Annotated in this window: 19 protein-coding genes and 1 pseudogene; 12 read left to right on the top strand and 8 right to left on the bottom strand. The window is 48.4% G+C overall.

What is annotated here, in order from left to right:
* Positions 1-26: 26 nt before the first annotated feature.
* A complete protein-coding gene (locus D1627_RS04130) occupies positions 27-1,181 on the top strand; it encodes an amidohydrolase family protein (RefSeq protein ID WP_119430913.1) in 1,155 nt (384 codons plus the stop codon).
* Positions 1,182-2,528: 1,347 nt separating this feature from the next.
* Here the strand turns inward: D1627_RS04130 and D1627_RS04120 are convergent.
* On the bottom strand, positions 2,529-3,047 hold the full coding sequence (locus tag D1627_RS04120) for a Dps family protein (protein ID WP_233555503.1): 519 nt from the start codon (positions 3,045-3,047) through the stop codon (positions 2,529-2,531).
* 118 nt (positions 3,048-3,165) lie between these two features.
* On the opposite strand from D1627_RS04120, the gene D1627_RS04115 reads away from it, so the two are divergent.
* On the top strand, positions 3,166-4,110 hold the full coding sequence (locus tag D1627_RS04115) for a hydrogen peroxide-inducible genes activator (RefSeq protein ID WP_119430912.1): 945 nt from the start codon (positions 3,166-3,168) through the stop codon (positions 4,108-4,110).
* 137 nt (positions 4,111-4,247) lie between these two features.
* Here the strand turns inward: D1627_RS04115 and D1627_RS04110 are convergent, their stop codons facing one another.
* The gene (locus tag D1627_RS04110; protein WP_119430911.1) at positions 4,248-5,642 is read right to left on the bottom strand and encodes a mercuric reductase; all 1,395 of its coding nucleotides are present in this window, start codon (positions 5,640-5,642) and stop codon (positions 4,248-4,250) included.
* A 153-nt stretch (positions 5,643-5,795) separates the two neighbouring features.
* Entirely contained in the window at positions 5,796-6,686 is an 891-nt protein-coding gene (sucD, locus tag D1627_RS04105; RefSeq protein ID WP_119430910.1) for a succinate--CoA ligase subunit alpha, read from the bottom strand.
* 304 nt (positions 6,687-6,990) lie between these two features.
* Between sucD and D1627_RS04100 the strand changes: the two are divergent.
* Both D1627_RS04100 and D1627_RS04095 read left to right on the top strand, forming a co-directional pair.
* Positions 6,991-7,971 (top strand): annotated as a pseudogene (locus D1627_RS04100) (PLP-dependent cysteine synthase family protein); the annotation flags it as partial.
* A gap of 419 nt (positions 7,972-8,390) precedes the next feature.
* On the top strand, positions 8,391-8,834 hold the full coding sequence (locus D1627_RS04095) for a response regulator (RefSeq protein WP_119430908.1): 444 nt from the start codon (positions 8,391-8,393) through the stop codon (positions 8,832-8,834).
* 94 nt (positions 8,835-8,928) lie between these two features.
* Here the strand turns inward: D1627_RS04095 and ade are convergent, their stop codons facing one another.
* Entirely contained in the window at positions 8,929-10,563 is a 1,635-nt protein-coding gene (gene ade / locus D1627_RS04090; RefSeq protein WP_119430907.1) for an adenine deaminase, read from the bottom strand.
* 266 nt (positions 10,564-10,829) lie between these two features.
* Between ade and cmk the strand changes: the two genes are divergently transcribed.
* From cmk to D1627_RS04070, 4 genes are all read left to right on the top strand, one after another.
* The gene (gene cmk / locus D1627_RS04085; protein ID WP_119430906.1) at positions 10,830-11,534 is read left to right on the top strand and encodes a (d)CMP kinase; all 705 of its coding nucleotides are present in this window, start codon (positions 10,830-10,832) and stop codon (positions 11,532-11,534) included.
* Positions 11,535-11,545: 11 nt separating this feature from the next.
* Positions 11,546-12,439, top strand: a complete 894-nt coding sequence (locus tag D1627_RS04080) for a 4-hydroxy-3-methylbut-2-enyl diphosphate reductase (RefSeq protein WP_119430905.1) — start codon at positions 11,546-11,548, stop codon at positions 12,437-12,439.
* A gap of 79 nt (positions 12,440-12,518) precedes the next feature.
* A complete protein-coding gene (locus D1627_RS04075) occupies positions 12,519-13,061 on the top strand; it encodes a DUF502 domain-containing protein (RefSeq protein WP_119430904.1) in 543 nt (180 codons plus the stop codon).
* Positions 13,062-13,219: 158 nt separating this feature from the next.
* A complete protein-coding gene (locus D1627_RS04070) occupies positions 13,220-14,026 on the top strand; it encodes an alpha/beta fold hydrolase (RefSeq protein WP_119430903.1) in 807 nt (268 codons plus the stop codon).
* 69 nt (positions 14,027-14,095) lie between these two features.
* Here the strand turns inward: D1627_RS04070 and D1627_RS04065 are convergent, their stop codons facing one another.
* Entirely contained in the window at positions 14,096-14,647 is a 552-nt protein-coding gene (locus D1627_RS04065; RefSeq protein ID WP_119430902.1) for a hypothetical protein, read from the bottom strand.
* A gap of 136 nt (positions 14,648-14,783) precedes the next feature.
* Here D1627_RS04065 and D1627_RS04060 point away from each other — a divergent pair, with 136 nt between their 5' ends.
* The 4 genes from D1627_RS04060 to D1627_RS04045 all read left to right on the top strand — a co-directional run bounded on the left by D1627_RS04060 (position 14,784) and on the right by D1627_RS04045 (position 18,457).
* Positions 14,784-15,980, top strand: a complete 1,197-nt coding sequence (locus D1627_RS04060; protein WP_119430901.1) for a PQQ-dependent sugar dehydrogenase — start codon at positions 14,784-14,786, stop codon at positions 15,978-15,980.
* Between the two features lie 134 nt (positions 15,981-16,114).
* Positions 16,115-16,597: an ATP-dependent zinc protease family protein gene (locus tag D1627_RS04055; protein WP_119430900.1), complete on the top strand. Its 483-nt coding sequence runs from the start codon at positions 16,115-16,117 to the stop codon at positions 16,595-16,597.
* A gap of 11 nt (positions 16,598-16,608) precedes the next feature.
* Positions 16,609-17,514, top strand: coding sequence for a 30S ribosomal protein S6--L-glutamate ligase (gene rimK, locus D1627_RS04050; RefSeq protein ID WP_119430899.1), 906 nt, complete (start codon positions 16,609-16,611; stop codon positions 17,512-17,514).
* Position 17,515: 1 nt separating this feature from the next.
* Positions 17,516-18,457: a succinylglutamate desuccinylase/aspartoacylase family protein gene (locus D1627_RS04045; RefSeq protein ID WP_119430898.1), complete on the top strand. Its 942-nt coding sequence runs from the start codon at positions 17,516-17,518 to the stop codon at positions 18,455-18,457.
* A gap of 108 nt (positions 18,458-18,565) precedes the next feature.
* On the opposite strand, the gene D1627_RS04040 is transcribed toward D1627_RS04045, so the two are convergent.
* The 3 genes from D1627_RS04040 to D1627_RS04030 form a co-directional block, all read right to left on the bottom strand.
* Positions 18,566-18,802, bottom strand: a complete 237-nt coding sequence (locus tag D1627_RS04040) for a hypothetical protein (RefSeq protein ID WP_119430897.1) — start codon at positions 18,800-18,802, stop codon at positions 18,566-18,568.
* Between the two features lie 225 nt (positions 18,803-19,027).
* Positions 19,028-19,519 (bottom strand): hypothetical protein, encoded by a 492-nt coding sequence (locus D1627_RS04035; RefSeq protein WP_119430896.1) that lies wholly within the window; start codon positions 19,517-19,519, stop codon positions 19,028-19,030.
* A gap of 109 nt (positions 19,520-19,628) precedes the next feature.
* On the bottom strand, positions 19,629-20,414 hold the full coding sequence (locus tag D1627_RS04030; RefSeq protein WP_119430895.1) for an SAM-dependent methyltransferase: 786 nt from the start codon (positions 20,412-20,414) through the stop codon (positions 19,629-19,631).
* Between the last annotated feature and the right edge of the window lie 15 nt (positions 20,415-20,429).

Genomic DNA, 20,429 nt, shown 5'->3' with positions numbered 1-20,429 from the left:
GAATAACATTTTGTAGTATTAAAATCATGAAGAAAGCTTTATACTCTTTTCTGCTTATAGCCTTAGCATTCCATAATTCTTCATGTGAATACAAACAAACGGTTGATTATATAATACATAATGTAAAGCTCTTCGATGGGACAGACGTTTATGAGAATGTCAATGTAATTATAGATGATGGAAGGATTATAGATATAGCCTCAGAGACTAGAAGGTATGATGCTGTGGAATTACTTGAGGCGAAGGGCTTTACAATCATACCACCATTGATCGATTCTCATGTGCACATTGGTTCGCTTTCGCAGCTAAAAGAGTCACTCCTTGCAGGCGTTTTCGTTGATATTGATTTGCACTCTTCCCCAGGTTCAGCAAAGAGTTTTAAAGCTCATCGTGATTCTTTGCATCATTCCGCTCTTCTATCGTCAGGCCCAGCATTGACAGTTGAAGGTGGCCACGGAACTCAGTTTGGCTATCCTGTTTCAACAGTAAATAAGAAGCGAGAGCCGCTTGCTTTTGTTGAGGACAGGGTGAAAGAAGGCGCAGATGTCATAAAAATTATACGGGAGCCAATGTTGCCAACTCTCAGCTTTGAAACCATCAATGCTCTTATCAAGGCCTCACATCATTTCGACAAGTTAGCTATTGGACATATATCAACAGCTTCGGACGCTGCTAAATTAAGTGAGTTGAGCATAGACGGTTTGTCGCATGTATGGTTCGATAGGAGAATTACAGATAAAGAGGAAAGATTGCTCCAAGAGAAAAGGCCCTTTGTAATTCCTACATTACTTGTAACGAGAGAACTGTTGAAATTTGGAGAAAAGAAGGGTTGGGCGAATCATTACTTACCATTCCAGGACGTTCAGAAGGAAGTGAACAGGCTTCATAAGGCAGGAATACTACTACTAGCTGGAACAGACGCCCCAAACTTCGGTTTAAAACTTGGATCTAGCTTAATTGAGGAAATTATTCTGATGGTTTCTTCTGGACTAAGCGAAACAGAAGCATTAAAAACGGCTACGATAAATCCTATCAAAGTTTTTAGCTTAGACCGGAACCTGTTGCCTCTAAGAGGCCATAGAGCAAATTTTATAATAATTGAAGGCGACCCAACTGAAGATATAACTACCCTACATAAAATAAAAGAAGTTTGGGTGATGGGTAGTAGGACAGAGAAATAATCACCGATTGGAATCTCCATGACTCTTTCTCTTATGATATTAGTAGTATTTGTATTAAGCACCATATCACTATGGAACACATAAATAGTAAAAAAGACATTCTGATTCTAAAACCAGGCGAGGGTAGAACTTACAATTGCGGAACAATGACAGCCGTGTTTAAAGCTGATGAAAGTGAAACTTCCGAAAATTATAGTATCTCCGAATGGTGGCTCGAACCAAATTCAAGCGGACCTGGTGCACATCAACACGAAGACAACGACGAAGTATTTTATTGAATTGAAGGCGTTACCTCTATTCTGGCTGGTGATAGATGGATAGACGTTGCAAAAGGAAGCTTTCTAAGAATACCTGCAAAGACAATACATGATTTTAAAAACAGAACGAATGAAAAATCTGGAGTCTTGAATTTCTTTATACCTGGCGGATTCGAAAAAAATATGCCCTCAATTGTTAATTGGTTTATCGATAATCCATCGAAATAGCAACTACTTCTAACATCGCATTTACTTGATAGCTGGTTTCCTAATAATTGAATGCTTTTCCAAACCAAGAAAATTGTAAGTTAACGGATAGAACCTTGTCCCTATTCCCGCTTCTGTGCGCATGCGAGAGGAGTTAGCCGAAATTAGCAAACTCCTTTGCTACCCGTAATGCTGCTCACACTTAGCTGCATCAATCAAATTGGATAAAAGTGCATTGTAAATAAAGCGGTACCAATCGAAGTTTATTTTCAGAGAGAAGAGGAAAGGTGGTTAGCCTTTTACTTATACTATGGCGCAATTAACTAAAGAAGATTTACTGAAGTGGCATTAAGGGATCCTGTTAGTTTTAAGATGGGCAACGAGGAAGCTTGCATAACAAACGTTATAATTATTTAGAAGGCAAGCAAGTATACCTCTTTCAGACGAAGCGCCTCACCGGCCAATGCCGATTTCAGGTCGTGCACAGGTTGCGGAGGTATCTTTATTCGGTTGCGGTCAGCTTCTCGAGTATAGTAAAGATGCTTTTTCCCGTTAAGGTCTTCTTGTAAATCTATTTTGTTTCTTAGGTTGCCGTTAAAGTGTCTTGTAATAGCTTAAGTTTAGGTTTGGATTCAAAATTAAAGACAAAGTATGGCAGCAGGCAACCAGGAAATAAGCCAAGCTGCGGCGCCATACTTTTTGTCAGAAATCAACTATATATAAAGTGCGCTACACGCGCGTGGAGTTTAGGCTACAAATATTTCTTCGATTTGCCTTTCTCGACAAATACTACTGATGCATTTCTGTTTCATAACATCAGAATGAGAGGGTTTCCTATTAGGAATTAAAAGTGATATGTTTGAGCACGAAGTATATGTATAGTTTAGCTTAAGAAGGCGTTCAGCATCCAGACGGTCTTCTCGTTCTCATTGATATCTTCACTAATCAGGCTTACGGTGCCTTCGTCACCGGTTTCGGCAGCTAGTTTAAGTATGTCGCGCTCCAGGTCCAGTAGTGTGCTCAAGTTTTGATGTGTGGCGGCAACGGTCTCCTTGTCGCCGCTCAGGTTGCCGGCTTCCTTAATGCCGGATAGGCGCAGGTAATCAGAGAAAGTATGCAGCGGCTGTTGCCCGATAGTCAGGATGCGCTCAGCAATGGCATCAATGCGTGAGAGTGCAGTATTGTATAACTCCTCAAACTTCTCGTGCAGTTGGAAGAAGTGGATGCCTTTGATGTTCCAATGGAACCCGCGCAGGTTTTGATAGTATAAATGGTAGTTTGCCAACAGCTCGTTTAGCCTTTCTGCTACTTGCTTGCTGTCTTCTTTCTGTAACCCGATATTTGATAGCTTGTCCATTTCTAGTTTTATCTTGTTGTTTGCTTTTGTTGATACAAATGTCATGGAATAAACTATATATATCAAATTGATATTTTTTATACTTTGATAGTTTGCTGCTATGATTTAGCTTTGTGTATACTAGTGTGTGCTTTACAGGGCATACCACATTTAAGCATTAGCCATGACACTCGTACAATTAGAATATCTAGTAGCCGTTGATACACATCGCCATTTTGCAAATGCCGCAGAGCACTGCTTTGTAACACAGCCTACCTTAAGTATGCAGCTGCAAAAGCTGGAGGAAGAGCTTGGCGTGCAGCTATTCGACCGCAGCCGCGTACCAGTGCGCCCCACAGAGATTGGCAAAGAGATCATTGCGCAGGCGCGGGTGGTGCTGGCCGAGAGTAAAAAGCTGCAGGAAATTGTGCATAACCAAAAGCAGGAACTAAGTGGCGAGTTGCGCATCGGTGTAATCCCGACGCTGGCACCTTACCTGATGCCCCTATTTATAACCAGTTTCCTGGATAAGTATCCGCAGGTGCGCGTGGTGGTACAAGAGCTGCTCACCGATCAGATTGTGCAGAAGCTGAATCACGAGCTGTTGGATGTTGGCCTGTTAGTTACCCCGCTGGATAACAAAGGTATAAAGGAGCTGCCTTTATTTTACGAGGCATTCGTGGCCTATATCAACCCAAAGCACCCCTTGGCAAAACAGCCTCGCATACAAGCCGGCCACCTGGATATGGATGAGCTTTGGGTGCTGAACGAAGGGCATTGCTTCCGGAGCCAAGTATTGAACATCTGTAACCGCGGGGGCAGAAGCAGCTCAGAAAATGGCGGCCACCTGGATTATAAAAGCGGCTCACTGGAAACGCTGAAACGCATCGTGGAAACACAGCATGGTCTCACGCTGCTGCCCGAGCTTTCGGTGCTGGAAATGCCGGAGGAAAAGCAATCGCTGGTACACCCTTTCGAGGAACCGCAGCCGCTGCGCGAGGTAAGCCTTGTGGTGCACCGCTCGTTCCTGAAGAAAAAGCTGATCGAGGCACTCAAAGAGGAAATCATCAACTGCCTTCCTGCCAAAGTTCGGGAGCGTCAGAAAATGCAGGTAGTAGATATTAAGTAATACAGCTTGTCTCAGCAAGCCGTTAGGCAATTCTATACTTCTCCGGTAAGTATTTTAAGCTATAAGCTACGCAAGCAAATAAAATAAGCAGCCCATGCGCGATGAAGATTGAGCCTTAATTGCGCATGGGTTTTCAGTTAATCCTCTAGTTTCATGAACAGGTTGTTCAGGGATTCCCCATAAGTTGGGTGCGCGAAAACGCCTTGCTTGAGCTGCGTATACTTCAGATTTCCCATCATGGCTATTTCCAGCATGGTCATTACTTCGCCGCCTTCCGGGGCAAGTATGGCGGCACCAAGTATAACTTTGGTTTCGGGGTGTACCAGCGCCTTGTAGAATCCTTTGGTCTGACCGGTTTCTATGCCTCTTGCAATTTTCTCCATGGGTAAGGTGGCTACTTTATAAGGAATGCCTTTCTCTTTTGCTTCCTTCTCGGTTAGGCCTATGCGGCCCAGTTGCGGATCGGTGAAGACGCAGTAAGGCACCTGGCGGTCTGTTGTGGTGCGTTGGCCGTTATGCAGCAGGTTATCTCTCAGGATGCGATAATCATCGAAGGAAATATGCGTGAACTGTGGGCCGCCTTTTACATCACCTAAAGCATAAATGTGCGGTACGCTGGTTTGCAGGGAGGCATTGGTTTCGATGTTTCCCTTTTCGTCGGTTTCTACGCCGGCTTTATCGAGGCCCAGGTTTTCGGTGGCTGCTTTTACCCCGGTGGCTATTAGCAGATGAGAAGCGCCGATGGTTTCAGTTTGCCCGTTCTGTAGCTTTACATCTAACTGGAGCTGCCCGTTGGTCTTATTTATACATTGGGCTTCGGTTTGCAGTAACACCCGAATGCCTTCGTCCTCGAGTATGTGCTGCAGGCATTGCGCCACATCCTCATCTTCGCGCTCCAATAATTGCTCGCCACGCTGAACAATGGTAACCTGGCTGCCAAACCTGCGGTACATTTGCCCAAACTCCAGCCCAACGTAACCGCCGCCAAGTATAACCAAATGTTCGGGCACCTCGGTTAATTCCTGTATAGAGATGTGTGTCAGGTAATCTATTTTATCCAGGCCATCAAGGGGAGGGATGTTGGGTATAGCGCCCGTATTCACAAAAATCTTGTCGCCAGTGATAGTGCGGGTACCGCCATCGTTCAGGTTTACTTGCAGCGTATGGGCATTCTGAAACACAGCTTTGCCAGCTATAAACGTAAGGTTCTCAACGTCCAAGCCTGCTTCGGTACCTTCCCTAAACTGTTGCACAACCTTGTCGCGGCGGGCTTTTACTTCCTGCATCTCCACAGATATTTTGCCGGTATGCACGCCAAAATCTGCTGATTGCCTGGCTGTATGCGCTGCTTTGGCGCTGGCCAAGAGGGTTTTGGTAGGGGTGCAACCGTAGTTTATACAAGAGCCGCCCACATAGCTCGCCTCAATAATGGCAACCTGCTGTCCCGTTTTTGCTAGTGCTTTGGCTAATGGTGTGCCAGCCTGGCCTGTCCCTATGATTATGGCACTGAAGTGCTCCTGTGTATTCTCCATACTAAGAAAGTAAATTATATGTATACCTGTGCAGGAACGGGGTAAGGTGGGCTGCGGTTGCAAACCGGGTAAAGCCTTTAAAAAACAAAACGGCTGCCTTTGAGGGGCAGCCGTTTTGAAAAGTTTATACTTTAGCGTGTTCTATCCGGGTAGTTAGGCATTGATGCCAGCTTCCTGAAGCGCCTTTACCATGGCATCGCCGATTTCAGCCGGAGATTCAACCACGTGAATGCCATTCTCACGCATGATCTTCATTTTAGCGGCAGCTGTATCGTCAGCGCCACCAACAATAGCACCTGCGTGGCCCATGCGGCGACCTGCAGGAGCTGTTTGGCCAGCGATGAAACCAACCACTGGCTTCTTGTTGCCAGACTCGCTGATATACTTGGCAGCCATTGCCTCATAGTTACCGCCAATCTCACCGATCATTACGATGGCGTCCGTCTCAGGGTCGTTCATCAGCAACTCAACAGCGTCTTTCGTAGGCGTTCCAATAATTGGGTCACCACCGATACCGATCGCTGTAGAAATACCTAAGCCAGCTTTCACGATCTGGTCAGCAGCTTCGTAAGTTAATGTACCCGACTTAGAAACGATACCGATACGACCTGATTTGAACACGAAACCTGGCATAATACCAACCTTCGCCTCGCCTGGCGTGATTACACCTGGGCAGTTAGGTCCGATCAGGGTAACATCTTTACCTTTCAGGTAGTTTTTAGCAGCCACCATGTCTTTTACAGGGATACCCTCTGTAATGCACACGATAACTTTAATGCCAGCGGCGGCAGCTTCCATGATAGCGTCAGCAGCGAAAGCTGGTGGCACGAAAATGATAGACACATCAGCTCCTGTTTTTTTCACAGCATCCTCTACTGTGTTATAAACTGGCAGGTCAAGGTGGTTAGAGCCGCCCTTGCCCGGAGTAACACCACCAACTACGTTTGTGCCGTACTCAATCATCTGTGATGCGTGGAAAGAACCTTCCGAGCCAGTAAAGCCCTGCACAATCACTTTCGAATCTTTATTTACTAAAACACTCATGTGTATCTTTTTTAGTTTATGTATTGACGGTCGAACTATTAGGTAGTGCAAAAATAGGCTTTTTTGTGGCCTGTGCAAAAAATAGTTACCGCTAATATACCCTGTGGCAAGGAACCTCTGCTCACCGGGGCAGGTTACTAAATAGCTGCCATGTCTGGGTAGCCGCTGTTTTGGCTATGCCTTTGGGTGCTAACCATTTCAGAGCAACCGGCTGGCCGCTGTGGCTACAAAGCAGCTGTAGCTAAAACGGCAGCAAATTGGCTTATTTTTCTTACCTTTGCACCCAAATTCAAAAAGAGAACTGATGAAGTATCTGAATAATATCACCGAGGCAATCGGTAACACGCCACTTGTAAAGCTTAACAATGTTACAAAAGGCATTACAGCCACTGTTTTAGCTAAAGTAGAGTACTTTAACCCCGGCAATTCTGTAAAGGACCGCATGGCGGTTAAAATGATTGAAGACGCCGAGAAAGCCGGATTATTGAAGCCAGGTGGCACCATTATAGAAGGCACATCGGGTAATACTGGTATGGGCCTTGCCCTGGCTGCTATCTCTAAAGGCTACAAGTGCATTTTTACGCTAGCCGATAAGCAAAGCAAGGAAAAGATGGATATCCTGCGCGCAGTGGGCGCAGAAGTGGTTGTGTGCCCGACCAATGTATCGCCTGACCATCCGGATTCATACTACTCTGTGGCGAAGCGCCTGAACGAGGAAATCCCGAACTCTTTCTACCCGAACCAGTACGACAACATGTCGAACACGGCAGCGCATTACGAAGGCACCGGCCCTGAGATCTGGGAGCAGACCGATGGGGAAATTACATGCTTTGCCGCAGGTGTGGGAACAGGCGGTACTATTTCAGGGATATCCAAGTATCTGAAAGAGCAAAACCCAGCCATCAAGGTGGTAGGCATTGACACGTATGGCTCGGTGTTTAAAAAGTATAAAGAGACAGGCGAGTTTGATGAATCCGAGATTTACTCTTACGCTACAGAAGGCATCGGGGAAGATATCCTGCCGAAGAATGTGAATTTCGATATGATCGACACCTTTGTGAAGGTTACGGATAAAGACGGTGCCCTGATGACACGCAGGCTGGCGAAGGAAGAAGGCATGTTTGTAGGCTGGTCTTGTGGCTCGGCGGTATATGGTGCGCTGGAGTACGCCAAAGAGCATCTGACGGAAAACGACATTATGGTTGTGTTGTTGCCAGACCACGGAACGCGTTACCTTGGCAAAATATACAACGACGATTGGATGCGTCAGCAGGGATACATCGACTAAGAGCCATTAAGCCCTTATGAAGAAGACCCTGGCACCTGTGCATGGGTTCTTCTTTTTATAATAATTCGCTCTTTTTTTGTCCTATTGAGGTAACTCTGGTAACCTTCTATAGTATAAATAAGCAAAGGTCTTTGGATGAAATAAAATTGGACTCTTAGAATTCAATTAATTCTGATTTAAGTCTTTGCAACCAACTGGCTATGCTTTTATGGTATAGTTTTTGGCTAAAATCAACTAGTAGCCTTGCAAAAGTTACACTCTTTAAAAGAGAATCAAGTTTCTGTGTTCAGATTATCAGAAGATTGTATACTTTTGTGGTGGGCAAAGGCAGTGGCTTTTTAAGGAAATGAAACTGTAGCTACTGGCTACAAACTAGCTACTGCTAATCTCTTAAGAATTCGAGTGATAATCGCACTATGAGAAAATTATCTGGCGTCCTGCTTATTGACGACGACGACACAACGAACTTCCTTAACCAACGCCTGCTAGACAGGATGGAGGTAACTGAAAATATTCGCACGTTTGTTAACGGCAAGCAGGCCTTTGATTACCTATACAACGTAAGCAATAACAATTACGAGACGGAGAGCAGGGACTATTTTCAACCGGAGCTTATCTTCCTGGATATAAATATGCCAGTGATGGATGGTTTCGAGATGTTAGACCTGTATGAGCGCCTGAACCCAGAGTTCCGAAAGCGTATTATCATGGCTGTGCTTACTACATCCACGCATCCGCAGGATACGGCGAACTCCAAGAAGTATAATGCCGCTTACCTTACTAAGCCTCTCACAGTAGACAAAGTAAACAAACTACTGGAAGAGCACTTTGAGAATGAAGCGGAGCAGGAAACTGAATAACTGTAATAAGTATAAATGAGAAGAGGCACCTCCAAATTTGGAGCTGCCTCTTCTCATTTATAACCGTGTTTAAATTCCAGCGTGTACTTTATGCTTACTCTGCTACTGGCACAAATTCAAAACTATCCCCGTTAAAAAGGCCTTTGTCGCTGAGTTTGAGCGATGGGATAACAAGCAGCGCCATAAAAGAAAGTGTCATGAACGGCGACTCCAGCGTGCTGCCCATTTCCTTGCTCATACGGTCAATGGCGGCATACTTTTCAGCTACCTGGTAACCGTCTTCGGCAGACATAATGCCAGCCACCGGCAAAGGCAGTAACTGCTCCTTGCCCATGCCCACGGCAGCCACGCCACCTTTTGCCCCGATAATCAGGTTAACAGCCTGTGCTATACTTTCATCATCCACACCTACGGCAATAATGTTATGTGAGTCGTGGCCAACCGATGAGGCGATGGCTCCCTCTTTTAAGCCCACATTTTTGATGAAGGCCACAGCCGGAATAGTGTTCTCGTAGCGGTTAATAACGGCAATCTTCAGGATATCCTGCGCCACATCCGACTCCACAAAGCCATTGTGCACCTTTGGTGTGGCCCAAGCCTGCTTGGTGATCAACTGCCCGTCAAAGGCCTCAATCACCCGGATTTTGTGCGCATCGCCAACCGGCACCTCAAACTGCTGCGCCACTTTGGCATCCGTATCGAAGTTGTTGATCTCTTCGCTTGGGCTGAAGGTGATTTTGGATGTGCCCTGCTCAGCTACCAGTTCCCCGTTGATATAGGTTGCCAGTACGTTGAAGTTCTCCGGGTTATCTATAAGTATAAAATCTGCCGCATCGCCCTCGCGAAGCAAGCCTACCTCCAGTTTATAATGCTCTACGGGGTTAACGCAGGCGGCCTGTAACACATGAAACAAGTCGTTGCCTTTGGCCAGTGCGCGCTTCACAAGCAGGTTGATATGGCCTTCTACTAGGTTATCGGGGTGCTTATCGTCGGAGCAGAACATGATGTTCTGGTAATGCTCGGGCAGCAGCGGAATAAGTGCCTCAAAGTTTTTGGCGGCGCTGCCTTCCCGGATCAGGATTTTCATGCCAACGGCCAGCTTATCCAGCGCTTCCTCGGCGGTAAAGCATTCGTGGTCGGTGGTGATACCGGCAGAGGCGTACAGTTTTGCCTGCTCGCCCATTAGGCCAGGAGCGTGCCCGTCAACGGCTTTGCCATACTTCTTGGCCAGCTCTATTTTCTCCATCACCTGCGGGTCGCGGTTTAGTACGCCAGGCCAGTTCATCATCTCGGCCAGGTACTTAATTTCGTCGCGCTGGAATAATTTCTCGATGTCAGCAGCCGTTATTTCTGCGCCGGCCGTCTCGAAAGGGGTGGCAGGTACACACGAGGGGGCACCGAAGTAAAACTTGAGCGGCACTTTTTTGCCATTCTCCACCATGTACTCCACGCCCTCCAGGCCTAGCACGTTGCCAATTTCGTGCGGGTCCGAGATAGTGGCCACGGTGCCGTGCGGCACGGCCAGGCGGGCAAACTCGCAGGGCACTAGCATGGAGCTTTCCACATGCACGTGGGCATCAATAAAACCAGGCAAAATGTACTGCGCACTATCGGTTGCCTCACGAACTATTTTGGAAATGCGCCCGTTTGACACATGGACCGTGCCTTCGTAAATTGTCTTGCTATGTATGTCTATGATTCGTCCGGAAACGGAAAATTCGGTATGCATGCTACTGGGGGTTTGTTCTTAAATTGCCTGCAATTTGCGGCCTAAACCGGTAAATTACTTTATATTTGCATTAAATTCAGTCGTTTTGAGAAAGATAATTTCATATATCGTTTTAGCGGGTTTTCTGGCCACCGGCACGCTGGCAGGTTGCTCCAGCAAAACACCACAGCAACGGAAAACGGCTAAATACCTTAAAAAAAGCAAGCGAGGTAAACAGCCTTGCCCTTGCGACTCAAATTAATTTCCTTTTCTGATTTCCCTCTGTTATGAAGAAAATTGTAATCGCGCTCGATGGGTACTCCTCATGCGGTAAAAGCACCACGGCCAAATTAGTGGCTGCAGAACTTGGTTATGCTTACATAGATACCGGGGCTATGTACCGTGCGGTTACATTATACTTTCTGGAACACCACATATCTTTCACCAACCCGAAGGAAATAAAGGACGCCCTTGATCATATCGAAGTAGAGTTTCATTACAACTCTAAAACAAAGCGCAACGAAGTATACCTGAATGGCCTGAATGTTGAAGATGAGATCAGAAAGATGTATGTGTCTGACCAGGTGAGCGAGGTAAGCATAATTGCGGAAGTGCGGCACGCCATGGTGGCCCAGCAGCAAAAGATGGGCAAAAAACGTGGCGTGGTAATGGATGGCCGTGATATTGGCACTGCTGTGTTCCCGGATGCCGAAGTGAAGATCTTTATGACAGCGGATGTGGATACACGCACCAAGCGCCGCCAGGTGGAGCTGCTGGAGAAAAAACAACTGGTAAACCTAGATGAGATCCGGGAGAACCTGCTGAAGCGCGACCTTATAGACTCTACCCGCACCGAAAGCCCGCTGCGCCGCGCCGAGGATGCGCACCTGCTGGACACTACCCACATGACCATTGACGAGCAGGTAGAGTTTGTGCTGGAGCGCGTAACATCGCAGCTCCTTAAAAAAGAATTCGCTGAGCTAGAGAACTGAAGCAAGAAACAATGAACGTAACCATAGATAAGAATTCCGGCTATTGTTTTGGGGTGGAGTTTGCCATTCAGATGGCCGAGGATGAAATGGAAAGTTGCCAGGAACTTTACTGCCTGGGCGATATCGTGCATAACAGCATGGAGGTGAACCGCCTCTACGAAAAAGGCCTCCGCATTATTGACCGCGACCAGCTAAAAGAGCTGCACGATTGCAAAGTGCTGATACGCGCGCACGGCGAGCCGCCGGAAACGTATAAGCTGGCGCTGGAGAACAACATCGAGCTGATCGACGCTTCCTGCCCGGTGGTGTTAAAGCTGCAGAACCGCGTAAAACACGCTTTCGATAAAGGCCTGCCAGACAATGCGCAGGTCGTAATCTACGGCCAGGTGGGCCACGCCGAGGTAATAGGCCTTGCCGGCCAGACCCGCGACGAAGCCATTATTGTAACCACCGAGGAGGACCTTGCCAAGATAGACTTTACGCGCCCGGTCACGCTTTTCAGCCAGACCACCAAAAGCACCAAAGGCTTTTACCATATCAAATCCCTGATAGAGGAGCGCTTGCAGCAGGCCACGCCAGCCGGCACCGAGGCACCGGCCTTCGATGCCAACGATAGCATCTGCCGTCAGGTATCCAACCGCGAGCCACAGCTAGCCAAATTCTCGACCGAGCACGATGTAATAGTGTTTGTGAGCGGCAAGAAAAGCTCCAACGGAAAAGCCCTTTACAGCGTATGTAAGCAGCACAACCCAAACAGCTACTTCGTGGAGAACGAAGAGGAACTGCAAGAAGAGTGGTTTGCCCACGCCAGCAGCGTCGGGATCTGTGGTGCTACCTCTACGCCCATGTGGCTAATGGAACAGGTAGCAGCAAGTATAAGCGCCCTCGAGGCAGAGCAAGTATAAATATTAGCGATACACTATAAAAACCTTTTGCTAATTTAGGCTTTGCTTAGGCAAGGCCTTTTTTTATGCACTGAATATCATGAAAACCCTTTTCCGCTACTTTGTAAACGGACTCCTGATCATTGCCCCATTCGCCATTACGGTATTTATCATTGTGGGCATTATTGATTGGCTCAACAGCATGTTTGACTTGGGCATACCCGGCCTAGGCATTTTACTGATGGTGATTCTGCTCACAATTGTGGGCTTTATCGGCTCGTCGTTCTTTGTGAAGCCTTTTATTGTAGTTACCGAGCGTATACTGCATAAAGTACCGCTTGTCAGCATCATCTACTCAAGTATAAAAGACCTCTTTGATGCCTTTGTGGGCGATAACCAAAAGTTTAACAAGCCCGTGATGGTGAAAATGACCGAAGACTCTGAAAACTACAAACTGGGCTTTGTTACGCAGGATAGTTTGCAGCAGATAAACATCGAGGATAAGGTGGCAGTATACTTTCCGCACTCCTACAACTTCTCCGGCGAGCTTTTCCTGATCCCCAAACGCAACGTTACCTATCTTGACCTGCCAAGCTCGGAGGTGATGAAATTCATCGTGTCGGGTGGTGTATCAAGGCTTTAAGAAGTTGGAGGGTTAGAACGTTTGGAAGTTAGAAAGTGATGGAGGCAGGGCTTATACTTGACCTGTGTTCATTTTCATACTTTCAGATGAAACACTTTATACTTCCTGGCGAATAATTTTCTAACCTGCTAACATCTAAATTTTTTAACATTAAAGCCGTGCCGTTTCTCATACAGAATAGGTCAAAGTTGCATTACCGCGTTATCGGGAAAGGAAAGCGCGTGCTGCTTGCCTTTCATGGGTATGGGCAGAGCAGCAGCTACTACCTGCCTATGGAAAAGGCCCTGGGCGACGACTACACCATCTACGCCTTCGACCTGTTCTTCCATGGCCGTAGCCAGTTGCACAAGCACGACATGCCGCTCACTAAGGAATTTCTAGCTGGGTTTATCAATCACTTTCTTGAAAAAAAGGGAATTGCGCGTTTCTCGCTGATGGGCTTTAGCATGGGCGGCAAGTTTGCACTTACGTTAGTGGAGCAAATGCCGCAGCATATCGAGGAGCTTTTCCTGATTGCACCGGACGGCATCAAAACCAGCTTTTGGTATAACATTGCCACGTACCCGGGCTGGCTGCAACAGCTTTTTAAACGCACGGTATTGAAACCAGAGGCTTTTTTCAAGATGCTGCAGGTGCTGAACAAGTATAACCTGGTGCATAAAAGTCTAATCCGTTTTGCCCACTTCCAAATGGACAGCACCCCGAAGCGCCTGCGCATCTACCGCAGCTGGATTGGCTTTCGCGACCTCAATTTTGATATCCGGAAGATTGTGAAACTGCTGAACACGAATAAAGTGCCCGGAACCATGTTCCTGGGTGAGTATGATGAGATTATCTCCCCGAAGCGTGTGGCGGTGTTTATCGATGCCCTCAATCAAGGTGAGCTGGTTGTACTTAAAGCCGGCCACTCCAACCTGTTGCAGGAAGTAGCAGATATGCTCCACGCAAAGCGCGCCGGAAAGTGATGCGCTGCCCCAAATAAGATCAAAGTATAAAATATAGGCTTGAGCTACTCTTCTTCGAGCATGTGGTTCCTAATCCAGGTCCTCGTTCACGATGTATAGCGGCGGCATAAAATAAAAGCGGCCATCGAGGCGGGCGGCTCTGAACTGTAGCTGAAAGTCCGGTATGCCTGGCGAGGAAAGTGTAAGCTTAACCGGGAAAATTAAAGCGTTGTGCGGCGAAGTGGTATCTGCAAGTATACCTTTAAGCGCTATGCCTGGCCATGTTATCTCCAGGGCCATGCCATCCTGCAGCACGCGGCTAAAGTCTTTCTGCATATCAAACTGCATCTCGCTTGGCATGTAAAGTACCAATGCCTCCTGCACGGGCAGCGGCCCCACAAGCAACATTTTGTCGTACACCAGCTTATCCACCACATGCGGGCTAACCGGGTCGAAGTTGGTTTGTTGCAGTGCCTGCTGTAGCAGCAGGGCAAGGTTCCTAACTGATTCTGCTCCCGAGGTCTTATTATGCTCTAGGCGTTGCAGGGCTAGCGAGTCCGGGTCCTGAGCACAGGCTGGCACAGCCATCCATAGCAGAAAAGAAAAAACAAAAGCCCAGCCAACTGATTTATACTTTGCCATACTGCCAACCCCGCATGCGCATCAAACATTGTGCTTCTGTTGGAGTATACGTACCTTAGAGTCCGAAGGCGATGCAGCCCGCGCGGCTGTTCCCCTTTATTTGCATCTATAATTCTGAGTTTTAATTATCGCAACCATGAGAAAATCGCTGCGCCTGCTATGCCTTGGTTTAACCCTTTCGGCTTTCAGCACAGGCTGCTCCACCGGCGAGGCCAACGAAGAAACAGCCTCCAATACAACTCAAGCCGCTGACACCGAAACCGGCGCAACCAATATCCCGACGGGCCCGATCGACAAAGACCTGCAGCCTATTAAGCTGCCCGATGGCTTCCGCATCGATTACTATGCAAAAGATGTGAAGAATGCCCGATCCATGGCCATGAGCGAGTCCGGGATCCTGTTTGTTGGCACCCGCAGCAACGACAAGGTATTTGCCGTAATCGACGAGAACCAGGATGGCAAAGCCGATGAGGTGGTGGAAGTGGCCTCCGGCCTTAACTCTCCGAACGGCGTAGCCATCCGCAACGGCGACCTGTATGTAGCCGAGATCAACCGCGTGCTTAAATACCCGAACATCGAGCAGAGCTTCCGTAACAAACCAAAGTATGAGGTGGTAAACGACCAGTTCCCAAGCGATGCGCACCACGGCTGGAAGTATATAGCCTTTGGCCCCGACGATAAACTGTATGTGCCGGTTGGCGCGCCCTGCAACATCTGCAAGTCTGAGAAGCCGATTTACGCCAGCATTGCACGCATGAACCCCGATGGCACCGGCCTGGAAGTATACGCCGAAGGCGTGCGCAACACCGTTGGCTTTGCCTGGCACCCCGACACCAAAGATTTATACTTCACGGACAATGGCCGCGACATGCTGGGCGATAACATGCCGCCTGATGAACTGAACCGCGCCACCAAAAAAGGCCAGCACTTTGGCTACCCGTATTGCCACGCCGGCACCATTTCCGACCCGGAGTTTGGCAAGCAGCGCGACTGCAGCGAGTTTGTGCAGCCCGTTAAGAACCTGAGCCCGCACGGTGCTGCCCTGGGCATGAAATTCTATACTGGCAGCATGTTCCCGGCGGAGTATAAAAACACGATCCTGATTGCAGAGCACGGCTCCTGGAACCGTTCGAGCAAAATTGGCTACCGCCTGATGCAGGCCACTACCGATGGCAGTGGCGGCGTAACGGAGTATAAACCATTTGCAGAAGGCTGGTTACAAGGCGAAAAGGACTGGGGCCGCCCCGTGGATGTGCTGGTGATGAAAGACGGGTCGCTGCTGGTATCTGACGATAAAAACGATGCGATCTACCGCATCACCTACACAAAATAAGCGAAGGCAAACACCTAGGCAAACAAAGTATAAAAGTATAAACCGGCAATGAACCAAAATTGCCGGTTTATACTTTTGCTATTTCATAGGCAGCCATTCGTTATTCGTAATTAAAAATCTATCTTTAGCCGCTAATGAAAGAGGAAAACACAAATAAACCCAAGCACGAGAAGCTGCTGATCGGGCGGCGCGAACTGGTCTCTTTTCCGGGGCTGGATATTGAGGAGATAGAGGCCAAAGTTGACACCGGCGCCTACACCTCGGCCATACATTGCTCAGACATACACGAGGAGGTGCGCCCCGATGGTACCAAAGTTATTTGCCTGGACCTGCTGGACCCTTCGCATCCGCAGTATAACCACAAAAAGCTGGAGTTTACAGAGTATGAGTTGCGCGAGATAAAAAGTTCGATAGGAGAGAAGCAGGAGCGCTTCGTTATCCGTACCAAGATCAAGCTTTTTGAGGAAGAGATTGAGGCCGACTTTTCGCTCTCGGACCGCAGCGACATGAAGTACCCTGTGCTGCTGGGCCGCAAATTGCTGAAAGGCCGCTTTATAGTGGATGTAGCCCGGAAAAACCTGGCGCACAAGTATAAGATCAGAAACAATCAGATATAAAAAAGCATTTTATGAAAATTGCTATACTCTCCCGTAACCCTAAGTTATACTCTACCCGCCGCCTGGTAGAGGCTGTGGAGCAACGGGGGCACGAGGCCATTATTTTGGACCACCTGCGCTGCGACCTGGTGATCGAGCAAGGCGACCCGCACATTCTGTACAAAGGCGAGCGCCTGAGCGAGATCGATGCGGTTATACCTCGCATTGGTGCGTCGGTTACGTTTTACGGCACTGCGGTGGTGCGCCAGTTTGAGATGATGAAGGTGAAAAGCGCCGTAGACTCGCAGGCCATTGTGCGCTCGCGGGATAAGCTGCGCTCGCTACAGATCCTGAGCCGTGCAGGTTTGGGCATGCCTAAAACGGCCTTCACCAACTACTCCAAGGAAACATCGGGGCTGGTAAAAGAGGTTGGCGGCGCGCCGCTGGTAATTAAGCTGCTAGAAGGCACGCAGGGCTTGGGCGTAGTGCTGGCCGAAACCCGCAAGGCTGCTGAGTCGGTTATTGAGGCGTTCCATAACCTGAAGGCGCGCATTATTGTGCAGGAGTTTATTGCAGAGGCTGGCGGCGCCGATATCCGGGCATTTGTAGTGAACGGCGAGGTAGTGGGTGCCATGAAGCGCCAGGGCAAGGAGGGCGAGTTCCGCTCTAACCTGCACCGTGGGGGCAGAGCCCAACTCATTAAGCTTACCCGCCAGGAGAAAGCAGCCGCACTGCTTGCCGCCAAATCGCTGGGCTTGGGAATTGCCGGCGTAGACATGCTGCAGTCCAAGCGCGGCCCGCTGATCCTGGAGGTAAACTCCTCGCCGGGCTTAGAAGGCATCGAGAAGGCAACAAACAAAGATATAGCCGGGAAAATAGTAGAGTATGTGGAGGGCTTGGCCGTAAAGCAGCGCCCAAAGAAGCAGGTAAAAGAGTAGCATGCCAGAGACGATTGTAATTAACGGCCAAAGCATTGACCGTGGCGAGAAAGTCCTGACGAAGCTGGTTATAAGCAAGCTGCCCAGCGGTACCGTAATCGATATTCCGGTGTATGTGTACCGCTCGGTGCACGATGGACCTGTGGTGTTGCTGATGGCAGGCATGCACGGCGACGAGGTAAACGGCACAGAGATTATCCGGCGCATGCTTTCCCGTAAAATGCTGTATCCGCTCAAAGGGACTATAATTGCGGTGCCTGTGCTAAACATCTACGGCTTCCTGAACTTTTCGAGGGAAGTGCCGGACGGCAAGGACGTGAACCGGAGTTTCCCGGGGAACAGAACCGGCTCGCTAGCCAGCCGCGTGGCACATCGCTTCATGAAAGAGGTAATGCCCTACGTGGATTACGGCCTGGATTTCCATACGGGTGGCGCGAGCCGCGCAAACTATCCGCAGATACGCTGTGTGCTTAGTAACCCTAAGAATGCTGAGCTTGCCCGGGCTTTCGCGCCGCCCTTTATCATGAATGCGCCTTACCGGCAAGGCTCTTTACGGAAGGAGGCTGGTAAACTTGGCAAATCCATCCTAGTGTATGAAACCGGCGAGTCGTTGCGGTTTGATGAGAAAGGCATAAACATGGGTATTGAAGGGACGTGCCGCGTATTGCACCACCTGGGTATGATGGCCAGCTTCACCGACCCGACAGAGCCAACCGTGGTGTGCATGAAAGATGTATGGGTGCGCGCCAAGAATGCAGGTTTATGGCGCACGTTCGTGAAAATTGGCGAGTACGTGAAAAAGAACCAATACATTGGCAGCATAACAGACCCATACGGCGAAATGGAAGTACGGCTAAACTCCCCGGCCGCAGGCTATGTGATCGGCTTGCAGAACATGCCTGTGGTGAACCAGGGCGATGCGCTGCTGCATATTTCTTTTTAGGCAAACGTTTATACTTATGGCAGCAAGCTTGCTGCTTATAGCTGATACATGAAAAAAGAGGCTTTGCTGTGTGTAGCAAAGCCTCTTTTTATACTTGTGCCGGGGTTTCTATGCCCAGCCTTTCTTTTCGCTAAAGTGGTTGCAGCCAAACATGGCGCCGGTAATCATTTCAAATTGCTTTGGTTTGGTATCCTCAACGCCTTCGTGCACCAATGGCAGCACATAAGCTGGTTCTAATGCATGCTGGCCTGTCAGTTCGTCGCAAACGCCAAAGTTTTTATTCTGAATTTGTACTTTATTTGGGTCCTGCTCCCAGTGGGTGCAGTGATTGCATGTCGCTTCCATAGTTCTATCTGTTTAGATTAAACATAAAGGTATATAATGCTTATACTTCAGGCAGAAAAAGTTGGTTGGGTAAAAGTATAGTTTTTGTACTAATTTATAATTGTCCTAATTAAGTAAATAGGCTATTTTTAATACTTGGGAGAGGTTTTTATACTTGGTATAAAAACAAACGGGCCGCCATTAATGTATAACAGCGGCCCGTTTTTATGATGATCAACTTATAGGCTAGAACACATACCTTACGTGCAAGGCAGTATCCCAGTAACCACCACCGCGCGGGATGTTGAAGTATGGCTTCACGTCGGCACCGATGGTAAACGGAATGTCACGGATGTAGTACTCCAGGCCAAGTATGGCGTCCACGCCAAGGCCTACCACTTTATCGTCGTAGTGCTTGTGGCCGTGGTCGTAATAGTCGTGGCCATCCCAGAAGCCAACGTGGCCGCCTAAGCCATAGTACCACTGCAAGCCACGGGCATCAAATGCCTGCGCATGTTTCTCGTACAAAACAGTAATTACCGTGCCTCTGTACTTAAAGCTGGTGCTAAGGATACCTTCAATAGCGGCATCGCTTTTAATAAAGTGCTTAAGAGTGATACCTGAGGCGGCACCGCCCCTTAAACCGATTCCGGTAGTATAGCCGCTCTGGGCCTGTGTGCTAACTGCTGCGCCAAGTATAAAGGCGAGCAAAAAAGTAATCTTAGTAAAAAGCTTCATCTGTTAATAAGTATAAAATTAGGCAGTATGTGTGGGCAAAACCCGTGCTGCCGAGGGTGCAAAATTACAAGTTCTAACGTATACTTTCGGCAATATTGTGCTCGCCAGCCTACTTTTTGCTATCGGATTTATAGCTCTGGAGGTACACCGTTTTTTTGGAGCGGCGGCCTATCAGCTTAAAAAACGAGATAAAGCCCTGTTCGTCATGCTGTAGGGCTTTGGCAAAGGCATCGGGCTCTTCCTTCTGCTCGTAGTCCCGGACGTAATGCTCACGCACCAGCTGCGCCTCGGCCAGTTCCTCGGCAGCCTCAATATGTACCAGTCCGGTCTTCTCCCAGAGCTTGCGCCACCAGGCTATGGTATGTATAAAATACCAGTAGTTTTGGTAATCGCCGCGCAAAAAGTCCGGGACCTGCTCCAGAGAGTCTATCTCGTGGGTAAAGCATACATCCACAATAGCAAGGCAGCCATCGGGCTTTATAAAGCGGCAAATGTAGGGCAGGTACTTCTCGTCGGTGCCGAAGTAAGTATAAGAGTCTACCACAATCACCGCATCGAAAAACTCCTCCGCAAATGGCAGGGCCCGCGCATCAGCCTCTAGCGGTATAACGCTATCGGCGCAGCCGGCATCGCAAATGCGCTGATAGTTATCGCTGGCCGATACGGCCTCATCCACGGCATATACGGTTACGCCAAACTCCTTTGCCAGAAAAATGGAACTAATGGCCTTGCCACAACCCAGGTCCAGCACTCGCATGCCTGGCTTCAGCTCCAGGGAGTTGGTCAGGCTTTCGAGGTTGAAGAGTACGTTTTCGCCCATGGAGTGGCGGCGCACCCAGTCCGGGTCGTAGTGCAAGGCTTTCGGGAATATGTGCTGTAGTTGCTGGTTGGCCATACGTTTATACTTGCT

The organism is Pontibacter oryzae, from assembly GCF_003576375.1.
Taxonomy (GTDB): Bacteria; Bacteroidota; Bacteroidia; order Cytophagales; family Hymenobacteraceae; genus Pontibacter; species Pontibacter oryzae.
This window is presented reverse-complemented; position numbering and strand designations above follow the sequence as displayed.